Here is a 15,390-nt window from a genome sequence, read left to right as displayed (position 1 = left end):
ACCCATCCGCACCAATCCACACGCACCACCGAACCCGCATCAACTCACCCGCACCACAAAGGAGTCGACGATGACGTCACAAGCCGCACCCGCGGCGCCGGTCACGCTGGTCACCGGAGCCGCGTCCGGAATCGGGGAGGCCACCGCGCGTCTCTTCGCCGAGCGCGGCCACCGGGTGGTCGCCGTGGACGTACAGGAGGAGGGGCTGGCCAAGCTGGGCACCTTGGACGGCGTGGCCACCCTCGTCGGCGACGTCTCCGAGGAGTCCACCAACACCGCTGCCGTGGAGCTTGCGTTGGGGCGCTTCGGACGGCTCGACGCGGCCGTGCTGAACGCGGGCATCGGCGGAGCCGGTCCGTTGGAGTCGCCCGGCGCGATCGAGCGGTTCGACCGGCTGTTCGCCGTCAACGTGCGGTCCGTCGTCCTCGGTATCCGGGCCGCGGTGCCCGCGCTGCGCGCCTCGGGCGGCGGTTCGATCGTGGCGACCTCGTCCGTCTCCGGGCTGCGCGGCGACCCCGGGACCTGGGGCTACAACGCCACCAAGGCCGCCGTCATCAACCTGGTGCGGGCCACCGCCATCGACTACGCGGCCCAGAACATCCGGGTCAACGCCATCGCCCCCGGCGGCACGGCCACCGCGCTGACCGCAGGCCAGATCGCCGACCCGGACTTCTCCGCGGCCATCACCGGCCGTATCCCGGCACACCGTTGGGCCGACCCCCAGGAGCAGGCCGAGGTCATCTGGTTCCTGGCCTCGCCGGCCGCGTCGTACGTGACCGGGGTGACCGTCCCGGTCGACGGCGGACTCAGCGCCAACGGGGGAATCCTGCCCCCGCCGCCCGGCCCCGCAGCCCACTGACCCACCGATTCAGCGTCCCCGATTCACCACCCAACCGATTCACCGCCCCGCGATCCGCCGATCCGCCGAGAGAGAGCAGGCCCCAAGTGAGCCGTACGCACAACGACTTCGACTTCGAGAACGAGATCGAGCGCAACAAGAGCGTCGCCCGGCGCTACTTCGAGGAGTTCGTCGACGGACGCAGCCTGGAGGCCCTGGAGGAGATCGTCGCCGCGGACGCCGCCGACGAGACCCGGGTCGGTGTCGGCGGCAGCGGCACCCGTGAGGACTTCCGCGAACACGCCAAGTGGCTGTGGGAGAACGTCAAGGACGTCCACGTCTCGGTCTCCGACCTGCTCGCCGAGGGCGACCGGGTGATCGTGTTCTGGAAGATCGAGGGCCTGCACACCGGCAACATCTTCGGTGTGCCCGCCACCGGCAAGCCCTTCACCGGGCACAGCATCAGCTGGCTGACCATCCGCGAGGGCCAGGTCGTCCGCTACAACGTGCTGCCGGACCGCCTCGGCATCATCCAGCAACTCGCGGACGTACACCTCTGACACCTTCCCCGTGACCCGGTGACCCCGCCAACACCCGCTGCCCGGACGGCCGTTCACCGGCCGTTCGGGCAGCCCTGCCCCCAGGAGGCCCGCATGTCCCTGCCCTCAGCCCTGAGCCACGACGACCTCGCCGAACTCCGGCACCTGCTCGCCCTGTTCGCCCATGTCTTCGACAACGGCGACCTCGACGGACTGGAGGAGGTGTTCGCGGAGGACGGCGTCATCGTCCTGGCCGGACCAGGACGCGAGTTCCACGGCCTCGAAGCCATCAGGGAGTTCAACCGGAGCCTGGGGGACCGGTCGCCCGACCACCACACCCTGGACACCGTCTTCACCGTCGACGCCGCGGACCCCTACGGCACCGTGCGGGCCCACAGCCGCTACCTCGCCCTGCTCCCCGACGGCAGTGTGCACAACGGCGACTACCTCGACGTCCTCGTGCGCACCCCCAAGGGATGGCGCATCGCGCACCGGCGTTCGGTGCCCCGGTATCCGGTGGCCAGTACGGGTCCGGTAGGGGTCCGCTAGGGGCGTGCGGGCCGCGCGCGCCGGTTAATTTCGTGGCATTCCCCCACGTCACCAGCCGGTCGGCCGTGCGCCGCCCTCCCCGCCCGCGACACACCGGAGTTCCCACATGCCCGTCAACCGCCCCAGAGCCCTCGTCCTGGCCACCGTCGGTTCGTTGTTCCTCGCGGCCTGCTCCGGTGCCGGCGACACCGACGGCGCGGCGGCCGGAGCCACCGGAAAGCCGGTGAGCGGCGGCTCGTTGACCTATGCCGTGGACACCGAGCCGGTGTCGTTCGACATCCACGCCAGCCCGCAGGACATCACCGGCAACATCCAGCGCAACGTCTTCGACTCGCTCGTCTACCAGGACGCGAAAGGTGAGTTCCACCCCTGGCTCGCCACCAAGTGGTCGGCGTCCAAGGACCTGAAGACGTACACCTTCCACCTGCGCGAGGACGTGAAGTTCACGGACGGCACGGCCTTCGACGCCGAAGCGGTCAAGGTGAACTTCGACCGGATCGTCAACAAGGCGACCAAGTCCCAGTACGCGTCGAGCCTGTTGGGCCCCTACACCGGCACGACCGTCGTCGACGCCCACACCGTCGAGGTCCACTTCTCGGCCCCCGTCGCCTCCTTCCTCCAGGCCGCCAGCACGCCCTACCTCGGCTTCTACTCCCCGGCCGCCATCAAGAAGTACGGCACCAAGCTCAGCGCGGGCGGCGCCGCCGACGTGGGCACCGGGCCCTTCAAGTTCACGAGCTACACCAAGGGCCAGAGCGTCACCCTCACCCGCAACCCCGACTACGACTGGGCGCCTTCGACCGCCGGCCACACCGGACCCGCCTACCTGGACAAGCTCACCATCCGCTTCCTGTCCCAGGACGCCACCCGCGTGGGCGCGTTGACCAGCGGCCAGGTCCAGGTGGCCGACCCGATCCCGCCCGCCGACGTCAAGACCGTCAAGGCCGACTCGCGGTTGCAGGCTGTGACCACGGACGCGCCCGGCGCCAACTACGCGCTCGTCCTGAACACCACGCAGAAGCCCCTCGACGACATCCGCGTCCGCAAGGCCATCCTGCGCGGCATCGACGTCGACACCGCCGTCAAGAGCCTCTACTTCGGCGTCTACAAGCGGGCCTGGGGCCCCATCTCGCCGACCACGCCGTACTACGACAAGTCCGTGGAGAACAGCTGGACATACGACCCCGGCCTGGCCGCCAAGTCCCTGGACGAGGCCGGCTGGACCGGCCGTGACGCGGACGGCTACCGCACCAAGAACGGCAAGCGGCTGAGCATCGAATGGCCGCTCATGCCGCAGGAGTACATCCGCGAGCAGCGCGACACCCTGGGCCAGGCCATCCAGGCCGACCTCAAGAAGCTCGGCATCGAGATCAAGCGCCCGCGCCTCGACATCGGCACCTACATCACGAAGGTGTACGGCGGCCAGGAAGGCATCGCCGACTACAGCTGGGCCCGTTTCGACCCCGATGTGCTGCGCCTGTACTTCAACAGCTCCAGCGACCCCCGCAAGGGTGGCCAGAACGCGACCTTCTACAAGGACGCCGACCTCGACAAGTGGACCGACGACGCGCAGAAGACCCTCGACAGGACCACGCGACAGGATCTCTACGCCAAGACCCAACAGCGCGCCATCGACCTGGCGTTGGAGGTCCCGATCTATGTCCGCACCGCCGTCGTCGGCGTCGCCTCCGACGTGCACGGACTGAAGACCGACCCGAACACCTGGGTAAGGTTCTACGACGCCTGGATCGGCAAGTGAGCCTGCCCGCACTGCTCAGGGCGGTCGCCAAACGCCTGGTCGCCGCGCTGGCCGTGCTCTTCGGAGCGGCGACCCTGGCCTTCCTGACCCTTCAGCTGATCCCCGGCGACCCGGTGGCGGTGATGCTCGGACCGGGCAACGCCGCGAGCCCAGAGGTACGCGCCGAGATCACCCGTCAGTACGGCCTCGACCGCTCGCCGGCCGAGCAGTACCTGCACTACCTCGGCAGCCTGCTCACCGGGCACCTCGGCGAGTCCTACCAACTCCAGCGCCCGGTGGCGGAACTGATCAGTGATCAGCTCTGGCCCACCGTACAACTGGCCCTGTTCGCGCTCCTGTTGGCGGTCACCGTAGCGGTCGCATTGGCGGCGGCCACCGCCGGACGCCATCCGTTCCTGCGCGCCGCCGCCTCCCTCGCCGAACTCCTCGCCGCCTCGACTCCCAGCTACTGGACGGGCATCCTGCTGCTGACCGCGTTCTCCTTCCAGCTGCGGATCTTCCCGGTGGCCGGAGCACAGGACTTCGCCTCCCTCGTCCTGCCCGCCGTCACCCTCGCGCTGTCCCTGGCCGGAGTGCTGGCGCAGGTGCTGCGCGAGGGACTTGAAACCGCCCTGGCGCAACCCTTCGTGGTGACCGCGCGGGCCCGAGGGCTCAGCGACACGGCCGTACGACTCCGGCACGCCCTGCGGCACGCGGCGATCCCGCTGGTCACCCTCACCGGGTGGCTCACCGGGTCGCTGCTCGGCGGCGCGGTGCTGGTCGAGACGGTCTTCGGCCGCCCGGGCATCGGCGCGCTGACCCTCCAGGCCGCGACCAACAAGGACATCCCCCTGGTCATCGGCCTCGTTCTGCTGTCCGCGCTGGTGTTCGTCGTCCTGTCCACCGTGATCGACCTGCTGTACCTCGTCATCGACCCCCGCCTCAGGACCCGTTGACATGCCCGACGGGACCATCGGGTGCCCCTGGGTGAGAAAGGCCGCCACTCCATGACCACCGTCACCGTCGCCGTCCCGCCACGGCGACGGCCCCGGCTCCGCACCGCCGTACGACCGGCGCACCTGGCGACCGCGGCCGTCCTGGCCCTGATTGTGCTGGCGGCGGTCTTCCCCGGCCTGTTCACCTCGGCCTCGGCCGTCGACACGGACCCGGCCCACGCGCTCACCGCGCCGGGCGCCGCCCACTGGTTCGGCACCGACCAGCTCGGCCGGGACATCTTCGCCCGCGTCCTGTACGGCACCCGCACCTCGGTGTGGCTCGGCCTCGGCTCCACCCTCCTGTCCGTCGCGGCGGGATCCGTCCTCGGGCTCGCCGCGGCACTCGGCGGCCGGTGGACCGACCAGGCACTGATGCGTCTGGTGGACGCGCTGCTCGCGCTGCCGCCGATCCTGCTCGGTCTCCTCGCGGTGACCATCCTCGGCCCGGGCACCCTCAACGTCATGATCGCCATCGCGGTGGCCTTCGCCCCGGGCTACGCCCGTCTGGTGCGGGCCGAGGCCCTGGTGGTGCGCACCTCGGGCTACGTCGAGTCGGCCACGGTGCTCGGTCTGCGCCGGCCCCTGCTCGTCGTACGCCACATCGTGCCCAACGCGCTCGGCCCGCTGCTCGTCCTCGCCACGGTCGGTTTCGGCTCGTCTCTGATCGCCGCCTCCGGGCTCAGTTTCCTGGGCCTTGGCCCCCAACCGCCCTCGCCCGAATGGGGAACCATGCTCTCGGAAGGCCGCAACTTCCTCGCCACCGCCTGGTGGATCGGCGTCTTCCCCGGCGCGGCGATCACCTTCACCGCGCTGTCCGTCAACGTCGTGGGCCGTCGGGCGCAGGCCCGCTACACACGGAGGACGGACGGATGAGCCTCCTCGACATCGACGGACTCGACGTCTCCTTCGGTACCCTGCACGCCGTCCGCGACGTCTCCCTGCGCCTCGACCGCGGCGAATGCCTCGCCCTGGTCGGCGAGTCGGGCTCCGGCAAGAGCGTCACCGCCCGGGCCTTGGCCGGACTCGCCGGCCGCGGCGCCTCGGTCACCGCCCGTCGTCTCACCTTCGACGGGACGGACCTGAGCACCCTCAAGGACCGTGCCTGGCGCGACATCCGGGGACGCCGTATCGGTCTCGTCCTCCAGGACGCCCTGGTCTCCCTGGACCCGCTGCGCCGCGTCGGCGCGGAGATAGCCGAACCGCTGCGCACGCACCGGATCGTGCCCCGGGCCGAACTACGGTCGCGGGTAGTGGAGTTGCTGTCCGACGTCGGCGTACCGGAGCCCGCGCGCCGCGCCGACCAGTACGCACACCAACTCTCCGGCGGCCTGCGCCAGCGCGCCCTGATCGCCTCGGCCGTGGCCGCCGTCCCCGATCTGCTGATCGCCGACGAACCGACCACCGCGCTCGATGTCACCGTCCAGGCCCAGGTGTTGACCCTGCTGGCCAAACTCCGGAGCGAGGGCACCGCCCTGCTCCTGATCAGCCACGACCTCTCGGTGGTCGCGGGCCTCGCCGACCGCGTCGCGGTCATGTACGGCGGCCGGATCGTCGAACACGGCCCCACCGACCGCGTGCTCCGCTCGCCGCGCCACCCCTACACGCGGACTCTGCTGGACGCGGTACCCACCGCGCACGCGAAGGGCACCCGACTGTCTCCGTCGACGCCGTCGGGCCTGCCGGCCGAACCGGACGGCTGCGCCTACGCGGCCCGCTGCTTCCTGGCCGACGACGGCTGCCGGACCGCCCCGCCGGAACGGGACGACCACGGAACCCTGTGCCACCACCCGTTGCTCTCGACAACAGTGGCGGGGGCGTCGACCGTCCCCACGGCGATCGAGACCGCCGCGCCGGGCAAGCCCCTCGTGGTCGCGGAAGGCCTCACCAAACGCTACCGAGCACCGGACGGCACGGCGTACGACGCCGTCCGTGACGTGTCTTTGACGCTGCGCCGAGGCGAAACCCTGGGCGTGGTCGGCGAGTCGGGCTCCGGCAAGACCACCGTGGCGCGCATTCTCCTCGGCCTCACCGAACCCGATGAAGGAAAGGCGGAGTTCGACGGCGTCCCCTGGACCGGCGTACCCGAGCGCACCCGGCGACCCCTGAGGCGCCGCGTCCAGGCCGTGCAACAGGACCCGCTCGGCTCCTTCGACCCCCGTTTCGACGTGGAGCGAGTGATCGGGGAGGCCGTGGCTCTCGTCGGACCGCGGCGCGGGCGGGCACGTCGGGCCAGGGTGGCCGAACTCCTCGACCAGGTAGGGCTGTCGGCGACGGTGCTGGACCGTCGGCCGCGCGAGCTCTCCGGCGGTCAGCGTCAACGGGTCGCCATCGCCCGGGCGTTGGCGCCTGCCCCCGATCTCATCGTGTGCGACGAACCCGTCTCCGCACTCGACGTCTCGGTCCAGGCCCAGATCCTGGACCTCCTCGCCGACCTGCGCCACGACACGGGCGTGACGCTCCTGTTCATCTCCCACGACCTCGGAGTCGTCCACCACGTCAGCGACCGGGTGCTGGTCATGAGGAACGGGCGGGTGATCGAGTCGGGCGAGGTCGGAGCGGTCTTCGCCAGCCCGAACGAGGAGTACACGAAAGAATTGCTCGCCGCGGTCCCGGGGGGCGGCCCGGCCTGACGAGGGGCCCTCTCACCCGAGCGTCGTCCGAGCCGTCACGGCTGCCCCAGGGTGCGCCGGGCCAGGCGTGCGCGCAGACCGCTCAGGCGGTCGATCTCGGCGTCGAGGGCCGCGATCCTGCGGTCCACGACCCCTGAGCCGGGGATCTCCGAGTCGGGTTGCCCGCACCGCCGTCGGGGGTTGTCGACCAGTACGTCGATCCGGTCGGCGACGCTGCGCAGATCCTCGACGGTGAGCCCGAGCGCCAGCAGCTCACGGATGACGCGGACTCGGGCCACTTCGCCCGGCCCGTACTCGCGTTGCCCGGTGGCGGTGCGCGAGGGTGGTGGCAGCAGGCCGCGTTCCTCGTAGAACCGCAGTGCCCGCGGGGTGGTCCCGGCCGCTGCCGCCGCGTCCCCGATCCTCATCCTCGACCTCGCACCTCAGTCCCGGTCGCGCGTCGGCGCGCGACGACGTGTCACCGTGGCGGCAACTCCACGACGACGGTGCCGAAGTGCCGCCCCTCGAACAGTTCCTGCAACGCCCGCGGTGCCTGATCCATGCCCGGGATCCGTGCGTGCGGGAAGGTGATCTCGCCGGAGCGCAGCCAGCCTCCGAAGCGCTCGGTCCACTCCTTGGTCACCTCGGGATGGTCCTGGCCGCTGTAACCATGGAGCGAGACGCCCAGATTGACGAGCCGGAACGTGTCGATCTCGGCCAGCGCGCTGCCGCCGTCCCGGTCCGGTGACAACTGTCCCGAGAGCGCGCCGACCAGGGCGAAGCGGGCGCCCCGGCGCGCGACGCGGACCGCCGCCGCCAACTGCTCGCCGCCGACGGTGTCCACCAGCACGTCGATGCCGTCCGGCACGGCCGCGGCCAGTTGCTCGTCGATCGGCCCGGCACCCGGCACCACCACGGCGTCGTAGCCCAGTTCGGCCCGCAGCCGCTCGGCCTTGGCCGGCGAGCGGGTGCTCCCGACGACCCTCGTGGCGCCCAGCAGCCGTGCGACGGGACCCGCCAGCGTCCCCACGCCTCCCGCCGCGCCGGTGACGAACACGGTGTCTCCGGGGCGGACTTGAGCGACTCGGGTCAGTGCTCCGTAGGCGGCCGAACCCGATGACAGATGGGCGGCGGGATCGGGCAGCAGGTCGCCGACGGGAGCCCATTCGGCTTCCGTCAGCAGCGCGTGCTCGCGCCATCCGAGGAGATGGGTGACCGCGTCCCCGGGGCGCAACGCACTGCCCGGCCCGGTCGCGACGACCTCCCCGACGGCGGGACCGAACAGCGTGTCGCCCGCGTGGATGCGGGGCAGCGGCACACCGTCGGCCTGGCCGCCGATCAGCGTGCGCAACCCGGGAAACACGAGGAAGTACCGGTTGCGGACGAGGACTTGTCCGGCGCCGGGGGCGTTGACCGGCTGCCGTGTGACCGTGAAATGCTCGGGCCCGGGCAGCCCTTCAGGGCTCTTGGCCAGACGAATCTCGCGGGTCGTGGACGGCGGGACAGCGGCCATGTCGGGACTCCTGAATCCGGAACGGGTCGGAAGAGGCGATTGGCGGCGCCGAAAACCGGACGGGTCCGGCTTCCGGCGCGCAGAACCTAATCCCTGACGTATGCGTCAAAGGCAAGGGCGGACGGCAAGGGCGGACGTTCCGGTGACGCCAGGGCGGCGAATCACTCTGTGTGAGCAGCGTGGAACGTGGTGCCATCGCGCACCACCGGCCCTCCTCATCCGCCGAAAAGCATCTAGGCTTGCCGCATGAGCAATGGGACCCCTTTGGGAGATTTCCTCCGGGCCCGCCGCGAGGCCCTCAAGCCCCAGGACGTAGGTCTGCCCGAATACGGCCGACGTCGGGTGCCGGGACTGCGCAGGGAGGAAGTCGCGTTGCTCGCCGGAGTCAGCTCCGACTACTACATCAGGCTGGAGCAGGGGCGCGAGAGCAGCCCGTCCCCACAGGTCCTCGCAGCCGTGGCGCAGGCGCTCAAGCTGGACGCGGAGTCCGCCGACCACCTCAACCGCCTCTGTCTGGCGCCCTCGCAGCGTCCGCACGACCGGGGCGAGACCGACGTCAGCCCGCAGTTGCTCCAGCTGATGGACGGCTGGGAGCACACCCCGGCGTTCGTCCTCGGCCCGGCCCTCGACATCCTTGCGGGCAACTCCCTTGCCACGGCGCTGCACAGCGGATTCGACGCCTTCGACAATCTCGCCCGCAATGTGTTCGTCGACCCGGTGGGACGCGAGTTCTACCAGGAATGGGACCGGGCGGCGCATTCCTGTGTCGCCGAACTCAGGGCCGCGTACGGTCACGATCCCGAATCGGCCCGTATCGCCGAGCTGGTCGCCGAACTGTCCGAGGAGAGCGAGGAGTTCGCCGGGATCTGGCAACTCCACGACGTCAAGAGCAAGTCCCAGGAAGGCAAGCACCTCAAGCACCCCGAAGTGGGCGACCTGCACATCGCGTTCGCCGCTTTCACGGTCAACGGCGCCCCGCACCAGCAACTGGTCGTCTACCAGGCCGAACCGGCGAGCCCGACGGCGACCGCGTTCGAGGCGCTGCGGGCGATGGCCACCGAGCCGAAGCGGTCCGAGGCGGGGCCGAGGCGAACGTGAACATGTGACCCGGGGTGAGCCGAACACGTAGGCGGGGTGGTCAGGGACTTCCTTGTCAGCCTTCCTGACGGTCCCTGCCGTGTTCGGAGTGCTCCGAGTGCTTCGAGTGCTCCGACTCCTCGGGCGCCCCGCCCATCATGCGGAGCATCGCCGGACCTCCGGTGCGCAGAAACCGTACGAGCAGGCTCGCCGCCAGGAGGAGGAAGGCGATGTTGAGCCAGGTCGTGTAGTTCCAGGTGATGCCCTCTTCGGGGATCTTGGCGTCGGCCTGGTCGGGAATCAGGCCCAGGCCGCCGAAGACGAACTCGACGACGTATCCGGCGAAGGCCATCGCGGCGAAGAAGGTGACCAGCAGGAACGCGGCCATCCGAGCGCCGTAGTACTTCCGGTAGATGTTCAGGATCGGGAGGATCAGCAGGTCGGCGTAGAGGAAGGCGATCACGCCGCCGAAGCTGATGCCGCCCTTCCACAGCACCACGGCCAGCGGCACGTTGCCGATGGAGCAGACGAAGGTCGCGACGGCCACCAGTGGTCCGACGAGGGGGCCCACGAGCTTGGCGGCGAGCGGATGGTCCGCGAGGAAGAAGGTGTGCCAGAAATCGTCCGGCACCCAGGCGCCGATCGCCCCCGCGATCAGCAGGCCGGCCACCAGGTCGCGGAGGATCGCGGCCCACTCCATGACGAAGATGTGCGCCACGGAGGTGAAGCCGTCGCGGGAGAACAGCCTGCGCGCGAAACCGCCCGAGCCCCCGATCGACATGTCCATCGCCGCGTGGCCCTCCATGGAACCGGCCAGCCCGCGCTCGGCCTGCTCCCGAGCCGTCCGCAGCAGCCGCTCGCGCAGGAAGAGACGGAACAGCACGGCGAGTACGACGATCATGAGCGGGCCGCCGACGAACTCGGCGGCCGTGAACTGCCAGCCCATCAACAGGGCCAGAATCACGCCGAGTTCGACGACCAGGTTGGTGGAGGCGATCTCGAAGGCCATCGCCGCGGTGAAGTCCGCGCCCTTGCGGAACAGGGAACGGGCCAGGGCGACGGCCGCGTACGAGCAGGACGACGAGGCCGCGCCCAGTCCCGCCGACAGGGCGAGCGTCCGCGGCCGGTCGTCGCCGAGCAGCCGTACGACCGTGGACCTGCGGACCACCGCCTGGACCACGGCGGACAGCGTGAAGCCGAGGATCAGCGCCCAGGTGACCTCCCAGGTCATCGACCCCGCAATGGACAGTGCGTGTCCGATCGCCGCCACAGCTCCGCACCTTTCCCGAGGGGGTAGCGCTCACGCGAGCTCAGTGTGCCCCCGCGGGCGGGTGTGTCATGCGGACGACTCGCCCCGGCCTGCGTCAGGTGGCGGACAGGGCCGCTGCCACCCCCCGTCCACGCCTGAACCGTGCGACGGCGGCCCCATACACCTCCCAGTGGCATTAGTGACATCTTCCAACGGGATATTGCCACTGACCTCTGAACGGCGGCTGACCTGGCGTGATCGCGTACTGAGGCCTCACCTCGGTCGAATTCGACCGTCAGTGGAAAGGTATGTTGCTGCCATGCACACAGTCGCCGTCCTCGCGCTCGACCGGGTGATCCCGTTCGACCTGTCCACGCCGATCGAGGTCTTCACCCGCACCCGCCTCCCGGACGGGCGACCCGGCTACCAGATCCGGGTGTGCGCGGAGAAGCCGGAGATCGACGCGGGTGTCTTCACCCTGCGCGCGCCCTGGGGACTGGAGGGGCTCAAGGGCGCGGACACGATCATCGTGCCCGGCACCGCCGACATCGCGGCTCCCCTCGCTCCCGCCGTCCGCGACGCGCTGCGGTCGGCCGCCGCCGACGGCACGCGCATCGCCTCCATCTGCTCGGGCACCTTCCCGCTGGCCGCCACCGGCCTGCTCGACGGTCTGCGCGCGACCACGCACTGGATCGCCGCCGCCCAACTCGCCGCCGCGTACCCCGAGATCGACGTCGACCCGGACGTCCTGTACGTCGACAACGGCCAGTTCCTCACCTCGGCGGGTGCCGCCGCAGGGCTGGACCTGTGCCTGCACATGATCCGGCGCGACTACGGCTCGGCGGTCGCCGCCGATGCCGCCCGGCTGTCCGTCATGCCGCTGGAACGGGAGGGCGGACAGGCGCAGTTCATCGTCCACGACCGCACACCCACCCCGCAGGGCTCCGTCCTGGAACCCCTGCTCAGCTGGCTGCAGGACAACCTCGCCCGCGACCTCACCCTCGCCGACATCGCCGCCTACGACGGCACCAGCACCCGCACCCTGATCCGCCGCTTCCGCGAACAGACCGGCACCACCCCGCTCCAGTGGCTGCAGCGCGCCCGCATCCGCCAGGCCCAGCATCTCCTGGAGACCACGAGCCACCCCGTCGAACGCATCGGCACCCAGGTCGGCTTCGGCTCACCCACCGCGTTCCGCGACCGCTTCAAGCGCACCACCGGCGTCAGCCCGCACGCCTACCGCCGCGCCTTCAGCTGAGCGGCCCGCAGAGTCTCGCTGAAGAAGTCCCGGATGGCGGCGAGGGTCACCGGCGGGGTGACCCGCGCTCCGGCACGAAGTCCTGTCAGAAGCCTTGACCCCTGGCGGCCGGGCGCCCACAGTACTCATTCATACGCATTACTAATACGCATTACTGATGCGCATGAACGATGAGGAGCATGGTGGAGCAGCCCAAGAAGCGGTCCCGCCGCGGTCGTACCCCCGCGGCGTCGGGCCGCACGCCCCGGCCGCGGCAGGCCGAGGTCGCCCGGCTGGCCGGGGTATCCCAGGCCACGGTGTCGCTCGTGCTGTCGGACAAGACCACGGGCGCGACGATCTCGGACGAGACCCGGCAGCGGGTGCTCGACGCGGCCCGCAGTCTCGGCTACGTACCGGACCCCGCCGCGCAACGGCTGGCCGCGGCCCGCAACAACCTGCTCGGCGTGTTCAGCTTCACGGCCACCTTCCCCACCGACGTGCAGCACTCGTACTACCCCTTCCTCGTCGGCGTGGAGCAGGAGGCCGCCGCGCGCGGCTACGACCTGGTGCTCTTCACGGGGTCGAGCTCAGGCGGCGCCGGGGCGTCCCGGCCCGACGCGCTGAGCAGGGTGCGCCTCGCCGACGGCTGTCTCTTCCTCGGCCGGCACGCTCCGGTCGCGGAGCTGAAGCGGATGGTCGCCGACGGATTCCCCGTCGTGCACATCGGGCGGCGCGACGAACTCGAAGGGCTGCCGTGGGTGGGCGCCGACTACGTCAGCGCGAGCGCCGAGGTCGTCGGTCACTTGGCGGATCTGGGGCACCGGCGCATCGTGCTGGTCCGCGAGGACGACGACGCTCCGGCCTCGACCGACCGGCAACAGGGCTTCCTGGAAGGGCTGTTGGCGGCCGGCCTCGACGGCGGACCCGAGGCCGTCTTCCGCTCGGCCGACCCCGAGCGCGACCTCACTGTCGAGCGGCTGCGCGACTGGCTCGCCGAGGGCGTCACCGCGTTCGTCGCGGAGGAGACCGACACGGGAGCCGCCTGGCGTGCCCTGTGCGGGGCCGTCGACGCGGCCGGACTCTCCTGTCCCGACGACCTGTCCCTCGCCCTGCTCGGCAGCCCGCCCGGCGATCTCGTCGCCGGTCCGCGGGCCACCGGATTCGACATCCCCCGGCCGGAGTTGGGCGCGGCGGCGGTCCGACTGCTGGCTGCCCGGGTCGCCGGCGAGGAGGCCGAAGAGCCATTGGTCGCCTGTGTGTTCCGGCCCGGCGACACCTCCGGGAGGGCGCCGGAACAGCGCTGATCACCGCAACCGATCACCGCAACCGATCACCAGGGTCGATCCCCGCAGCTGAGAACCACGGCCGATCACCGTACGGCCGCCGCACCTCCGTGGACGTCAACTACCAGCAAGGAGAAGCGTGATACCGGAAGCCGACATCCTCATCGTGGGCGGTGGTCTCGGTGGCGTGGCCGCCGCGCTGGCCGCCTGCCGGGCCGGACGCAGCGTCGTGCTCACCGAGGAGACCGACTGGGTCGGCGGACAGCTCACCTCGCAAGCCGTGCCACCGGATGAGCACCCGTGGGTCGAGCAGTTCGGCACGACGGCCTCGTACCGCCAACTGCGCGAGGGCATCAGGCAGTTCTACCGGCAGTGGTACCCGCTGCGGGCGGAGGCGCTCGCGCTGACCGACCTCAACCCCGGCGCCGGTCGGGTCAGCAAGCTCTGCCACGAGCCACGGGTGGCGCTGGCCGTCCTGGAGGCGATGCTCGCGCCCCACCGGGCGGCCGGACGCCTGACCGTGCTCACCGACCACCGGCCCGTCGCCGCCGAGGCGGACAACGATGTCGTACGGTCCGTGACCCTGGAGCACCGCCCCGACGGCCACCGCGTCACCGTCGCGGCCCGCTACGTCATCGACGCCACCGAGACGGGTGAACTCCTGGAGCTGGCGGGCGTCGAGCACGTCTGCGGTGCCGAGGCGCGGTCCGAGTTCGACGAGCCGCACGCCCCGGACAAGGCGGAGCCGCTCAACCAGCAGGGCATCACGGTGTGCTTCGCGCTCTCCCACCACGAGGGCGAGGACCACACCGTCGACCGTCCGGACGACTACGACTTCTGGCGGGCGTACCGCCCCGACTTCTGGCCCGGCCCGCTGCTCGGCTTCCAGGCGCCCGACCCCCGCTCCCTGGAACCCGTCCCGCGCACCTTCGTCCCCAACCCCGACCTCGACCCGCTCGCCGTGAGCGCCGACCAGAGCGCCGACGCCGGCGACAAGGAACTCTGGGGCTTCCGCCGCATCCTGGCCCGCAAGCTGCACCGTCCCGGCGCCTTCGACTCCGACGTCACGCTCGTCAACTGGCCGCTGAACGACTACTGGTTGAAGCCGCTCGTCGGAGCGGGTGCGGAGACCGGGGCCCAAGCCGTCACCGGGGCACGGCAGTTGTCGCTGTCGGTCCTCTACTGGCTGCAGACCGAGGCACCCCGCCCCGACGGCGGCACGGGATTCCCCGGTCTCCGGCTCCGCCCCGATGTGACCGGTACCGCCGACGGTCTGGCGAAAGCGCCGTACGTGCGCGAGTCGCGCCGTATCAAGGCCGTCACCACCGTGACCGAACGCGATGTGGCGATCGACCTGGTGGGCCCGTACGGGGGCACCGAGTACCGCGACTCCGTGGGCATCGGCAGCTACCGCATCGACCTGCATCCCTCGACCGGGGGCGACTCCTACATCGACATCGGGTCGGTGCCCTTCGAGATCCCCCTCGGCGCGCTGGTGCCCCGGCGGGTCCGCAATCTGCTGCCCGCGGGCAAGAACATCGGCACGACCCACATCACCAACGGCTGCTACCGGCTCCACCCGGTCGAGTGGAACATCGGCGAGGTCGCCGGCGCGCTCGCCGCGCACTGCCTGGCCGAGGACCTCGAACCGCACCAGGTGCAGGGCGAGGACAAGCGGTTCGAGGAGTTCGCGCGGCTCCTCGACCGCGCCGGAGTGCAGCGCCACTGGCCCGACGTACGCGGCTACTGACCGCGTCGGGGCG

Annotated in this window: 14 protein-coding genes; 11 read left to right on the top strand and 3 right to left on the bottom strand. The window is 70.9% G+C overall.

What is annotated here, in order from left to right; translation table 11 throughout:
• Positions 1–70: 70 nt before the first annotated feature.
• The 7 genes from ACIQI8_RS36775 (at position 71) to ACIQI8_RS36745 (ending at position 7,289) form a co-directional block, all read left to right on the top strand.
• Positions 71–859 carry an SDR family NAD(P)-dependent oxidoreductase gene (locus tag ACIQI8_RS36775; RefSeq protein ID WP_402360667.1) on the top strand — a complete coding sequence of 263 codons (789 nt, stop codon included), beginning with the start codon at positions 71–73 and terminating at the stop codon, positions 857–859.
• A gap of 86 nt (positions 860–945) precedes the next feature.
• Entirely contained in the window at positions 946–1,398 is a 453-nt protein-coding gene (locus tag ACIQI8_RS36770) for an ester cyclase (protein ID WP_402360664.1), read from the top strand.
• A gap of 93 nt (positions 1,399–1,491) precedes the next feature.
• A complete protein-coding gene (locus tag ACIQI8_RS36765; RefSeq protein ID WP_402360661.1) occupies positions 1,492–1,926 on the top strand; it encodes a nuclear transport factor 2 family protein in 435 nt (144 codons plus the stop codon).
• 106 nt (positions 1,927–2,032) lie between these two features.
• Complete coding sequence (locus ACIQI8_RS36760) at positions 2,033–3,685, top strand: ABC transporter substrate-binding protein (protein WP_402360658.1); 1,653 nt, start codon at positions 2,033–2,035, stop codon at positions 3,683–3,685.
• Complete coding sequence (locus tag ACIQI8_RS36755; RefSeq protein WP_402360655.1) at positions 3,682–4,620, top strand: ABC transporter permease; 939 nt, start codon at positions 3,682–3,684, stop codon at positions 4,618–4,620. The genes ACIQI8_RS36760 and ACIQI8_RS36755 overlap by 4 nt, the downstream gene beginning before the upstream one ends.
• A gap of 51 nt (positions 4,621–4,671) precedes the next feature.
• Complete coding sequence (locus tag ACIQI8_RS36750) at positions 4,672–5,532, top strand: ABC transporter permease (RefSeq protein WP_402360652.1); 861 nt, start codon at positions 4,672–4,674, stop codon at positions 5,530–5,532.
• Complete coding sequence (locus tag ACIQI8_RS36745; protein ID WP_402360649.1) at positions 5,529–7,289, top strand: dipeptide ABC transporter ATP-binding protein; 1,761 nt, start codon at positions 5,529–5,531, stop codon at positions 7,287–7,289. Before ACIQI8_RS36750 ends, ACIQI8_RS36745 begins: the two co-directional genes overlap by 4 nt.
• A 35-nt stretch (positions 7,290–7,324) precedes the next feature.
• Here ACIQI8_RS36745 and ACIQI8_RS36740 read toward each other — a convergent pair whose 3' ends face one another.
• Positions 7,325–7,696: a MerR family transcriptional regulator gene (locus ACIQI8_RS36740; protein ID WP_402360646.1), complete on the bottom strand. Its 372-nt coding sequence runs from the start codon at positions 7,694–7,696 to the stop codon at positions 7,325–7,327.
• Positions 7,697–7,746: 50 nt separating this feature from the next.
• Positions 7,747–8,781 carry an MDR family NADP-dependent oxidoreductase gene (locus ACIQI8_RS36735; protein WP_402360643.1) on the bottom strand — a complete coding sequence of 345 codons (1,035 nt, stop codon included), beginning with the start codon at positions 8,779–8,781 and terminating at the stop codon, positions 7,747–7,749.
• 246 nt (positions 8,782–9,027) lie between these two features.
• Here ACIQI8_RS36735 and ACIQI8_RS36730 point away from each other — a divergent pair, with 246 nt between their 5' ends.
• The gene (locus ACIQI8_RS36730; RefSeq protein WP_402360640.1) at positions 9,028–9,879 is read left to right on the top strand and encodes a helix-turn-helix transcriptional regulator; all 852 of its coding nucleotides are present in this window, start codon (positions 9,028–9,030) and stop codon (positions 9,877–9,879) included.
• Between the two features lie 55 nt (positions 9,880–9,934).
• On the opposite strand, the gene ACIQI8_RS36725 is transcribed toward ACIQI8_RS36730, so the two are convergent.
• Positions 9,935–11,128 (bottom strand): permease, encoded by a 1,194-nt coding sequence (locus tag ACIQI8_RS36725; RefSeq protein ID WP_402360637.1) that lies wholly within the window; start codon positions 11,126–11,128, stop codon positions 9,935–9,937.
• Positions 11,129–11,426: 298 nt separating this feature from the next.
• Here ACIQI8_RS36725 and ACIQI8_RS36720 point away from each other — a divergent pair, with 298 nt between their 5' ends.
• From ACIQI8_RS36720 to ACIQI8_RS36710, 3 genes are all read left to right on the top strand, one after another.
• Positions 11,427–12,365 (top strand): GlxA family transcriptional regulator, encoded by a 939-nt coding sequence (locus ACIQI8_RS36720; RefSeq protein WP_402360634.1) that lies wholly within the window; start codon positions 11,427–11,429, stop codon positions 12,363–12,365.
• Between the two features lie 179 nt (positions 12,366–12,544).
• Positions 12,545–13,648 (top strand): LacI family DNA-binding transcriptional regulator, encoded by a 1,104-nt coding sequence (locus tag ACIQI8_RS36715; protein ID WP_402360631.1) that lies wholly within the window; start codon positions 12,545–12,547, stop codon positions 13,646–13,648.
• 118 nt (positions 13,649–13,766) lie between these two features.
• Positions 13,767–15,377, top strand: a complete 1,611-nt coding sequence (locus ACIQI8_RS36710) for an FAD-dependent oxidoreductase (protein WP_402360628.1) — start codon at positions 13,767–13,769, stop codon at positions 15,375–15,377.
• Positions 15,378–15,390 lie beyond the last annotated feature (13 nt).

Origin of the sequence: Streptomyces sp. NPDC092369 (assembly GCF_044755245.1) — a bacterium.
Taxonomy (GTDB): Bacteria; Actinomycetota; Actinomycetes; order Streptomycetales; family Streptomycetaceae; genus Streptomyces.
The sequence above is the reverse complement of the archived record's forward strand: the minus strand, read 5'-3'. Positions and strand labels throughout refer to the sequence as shown.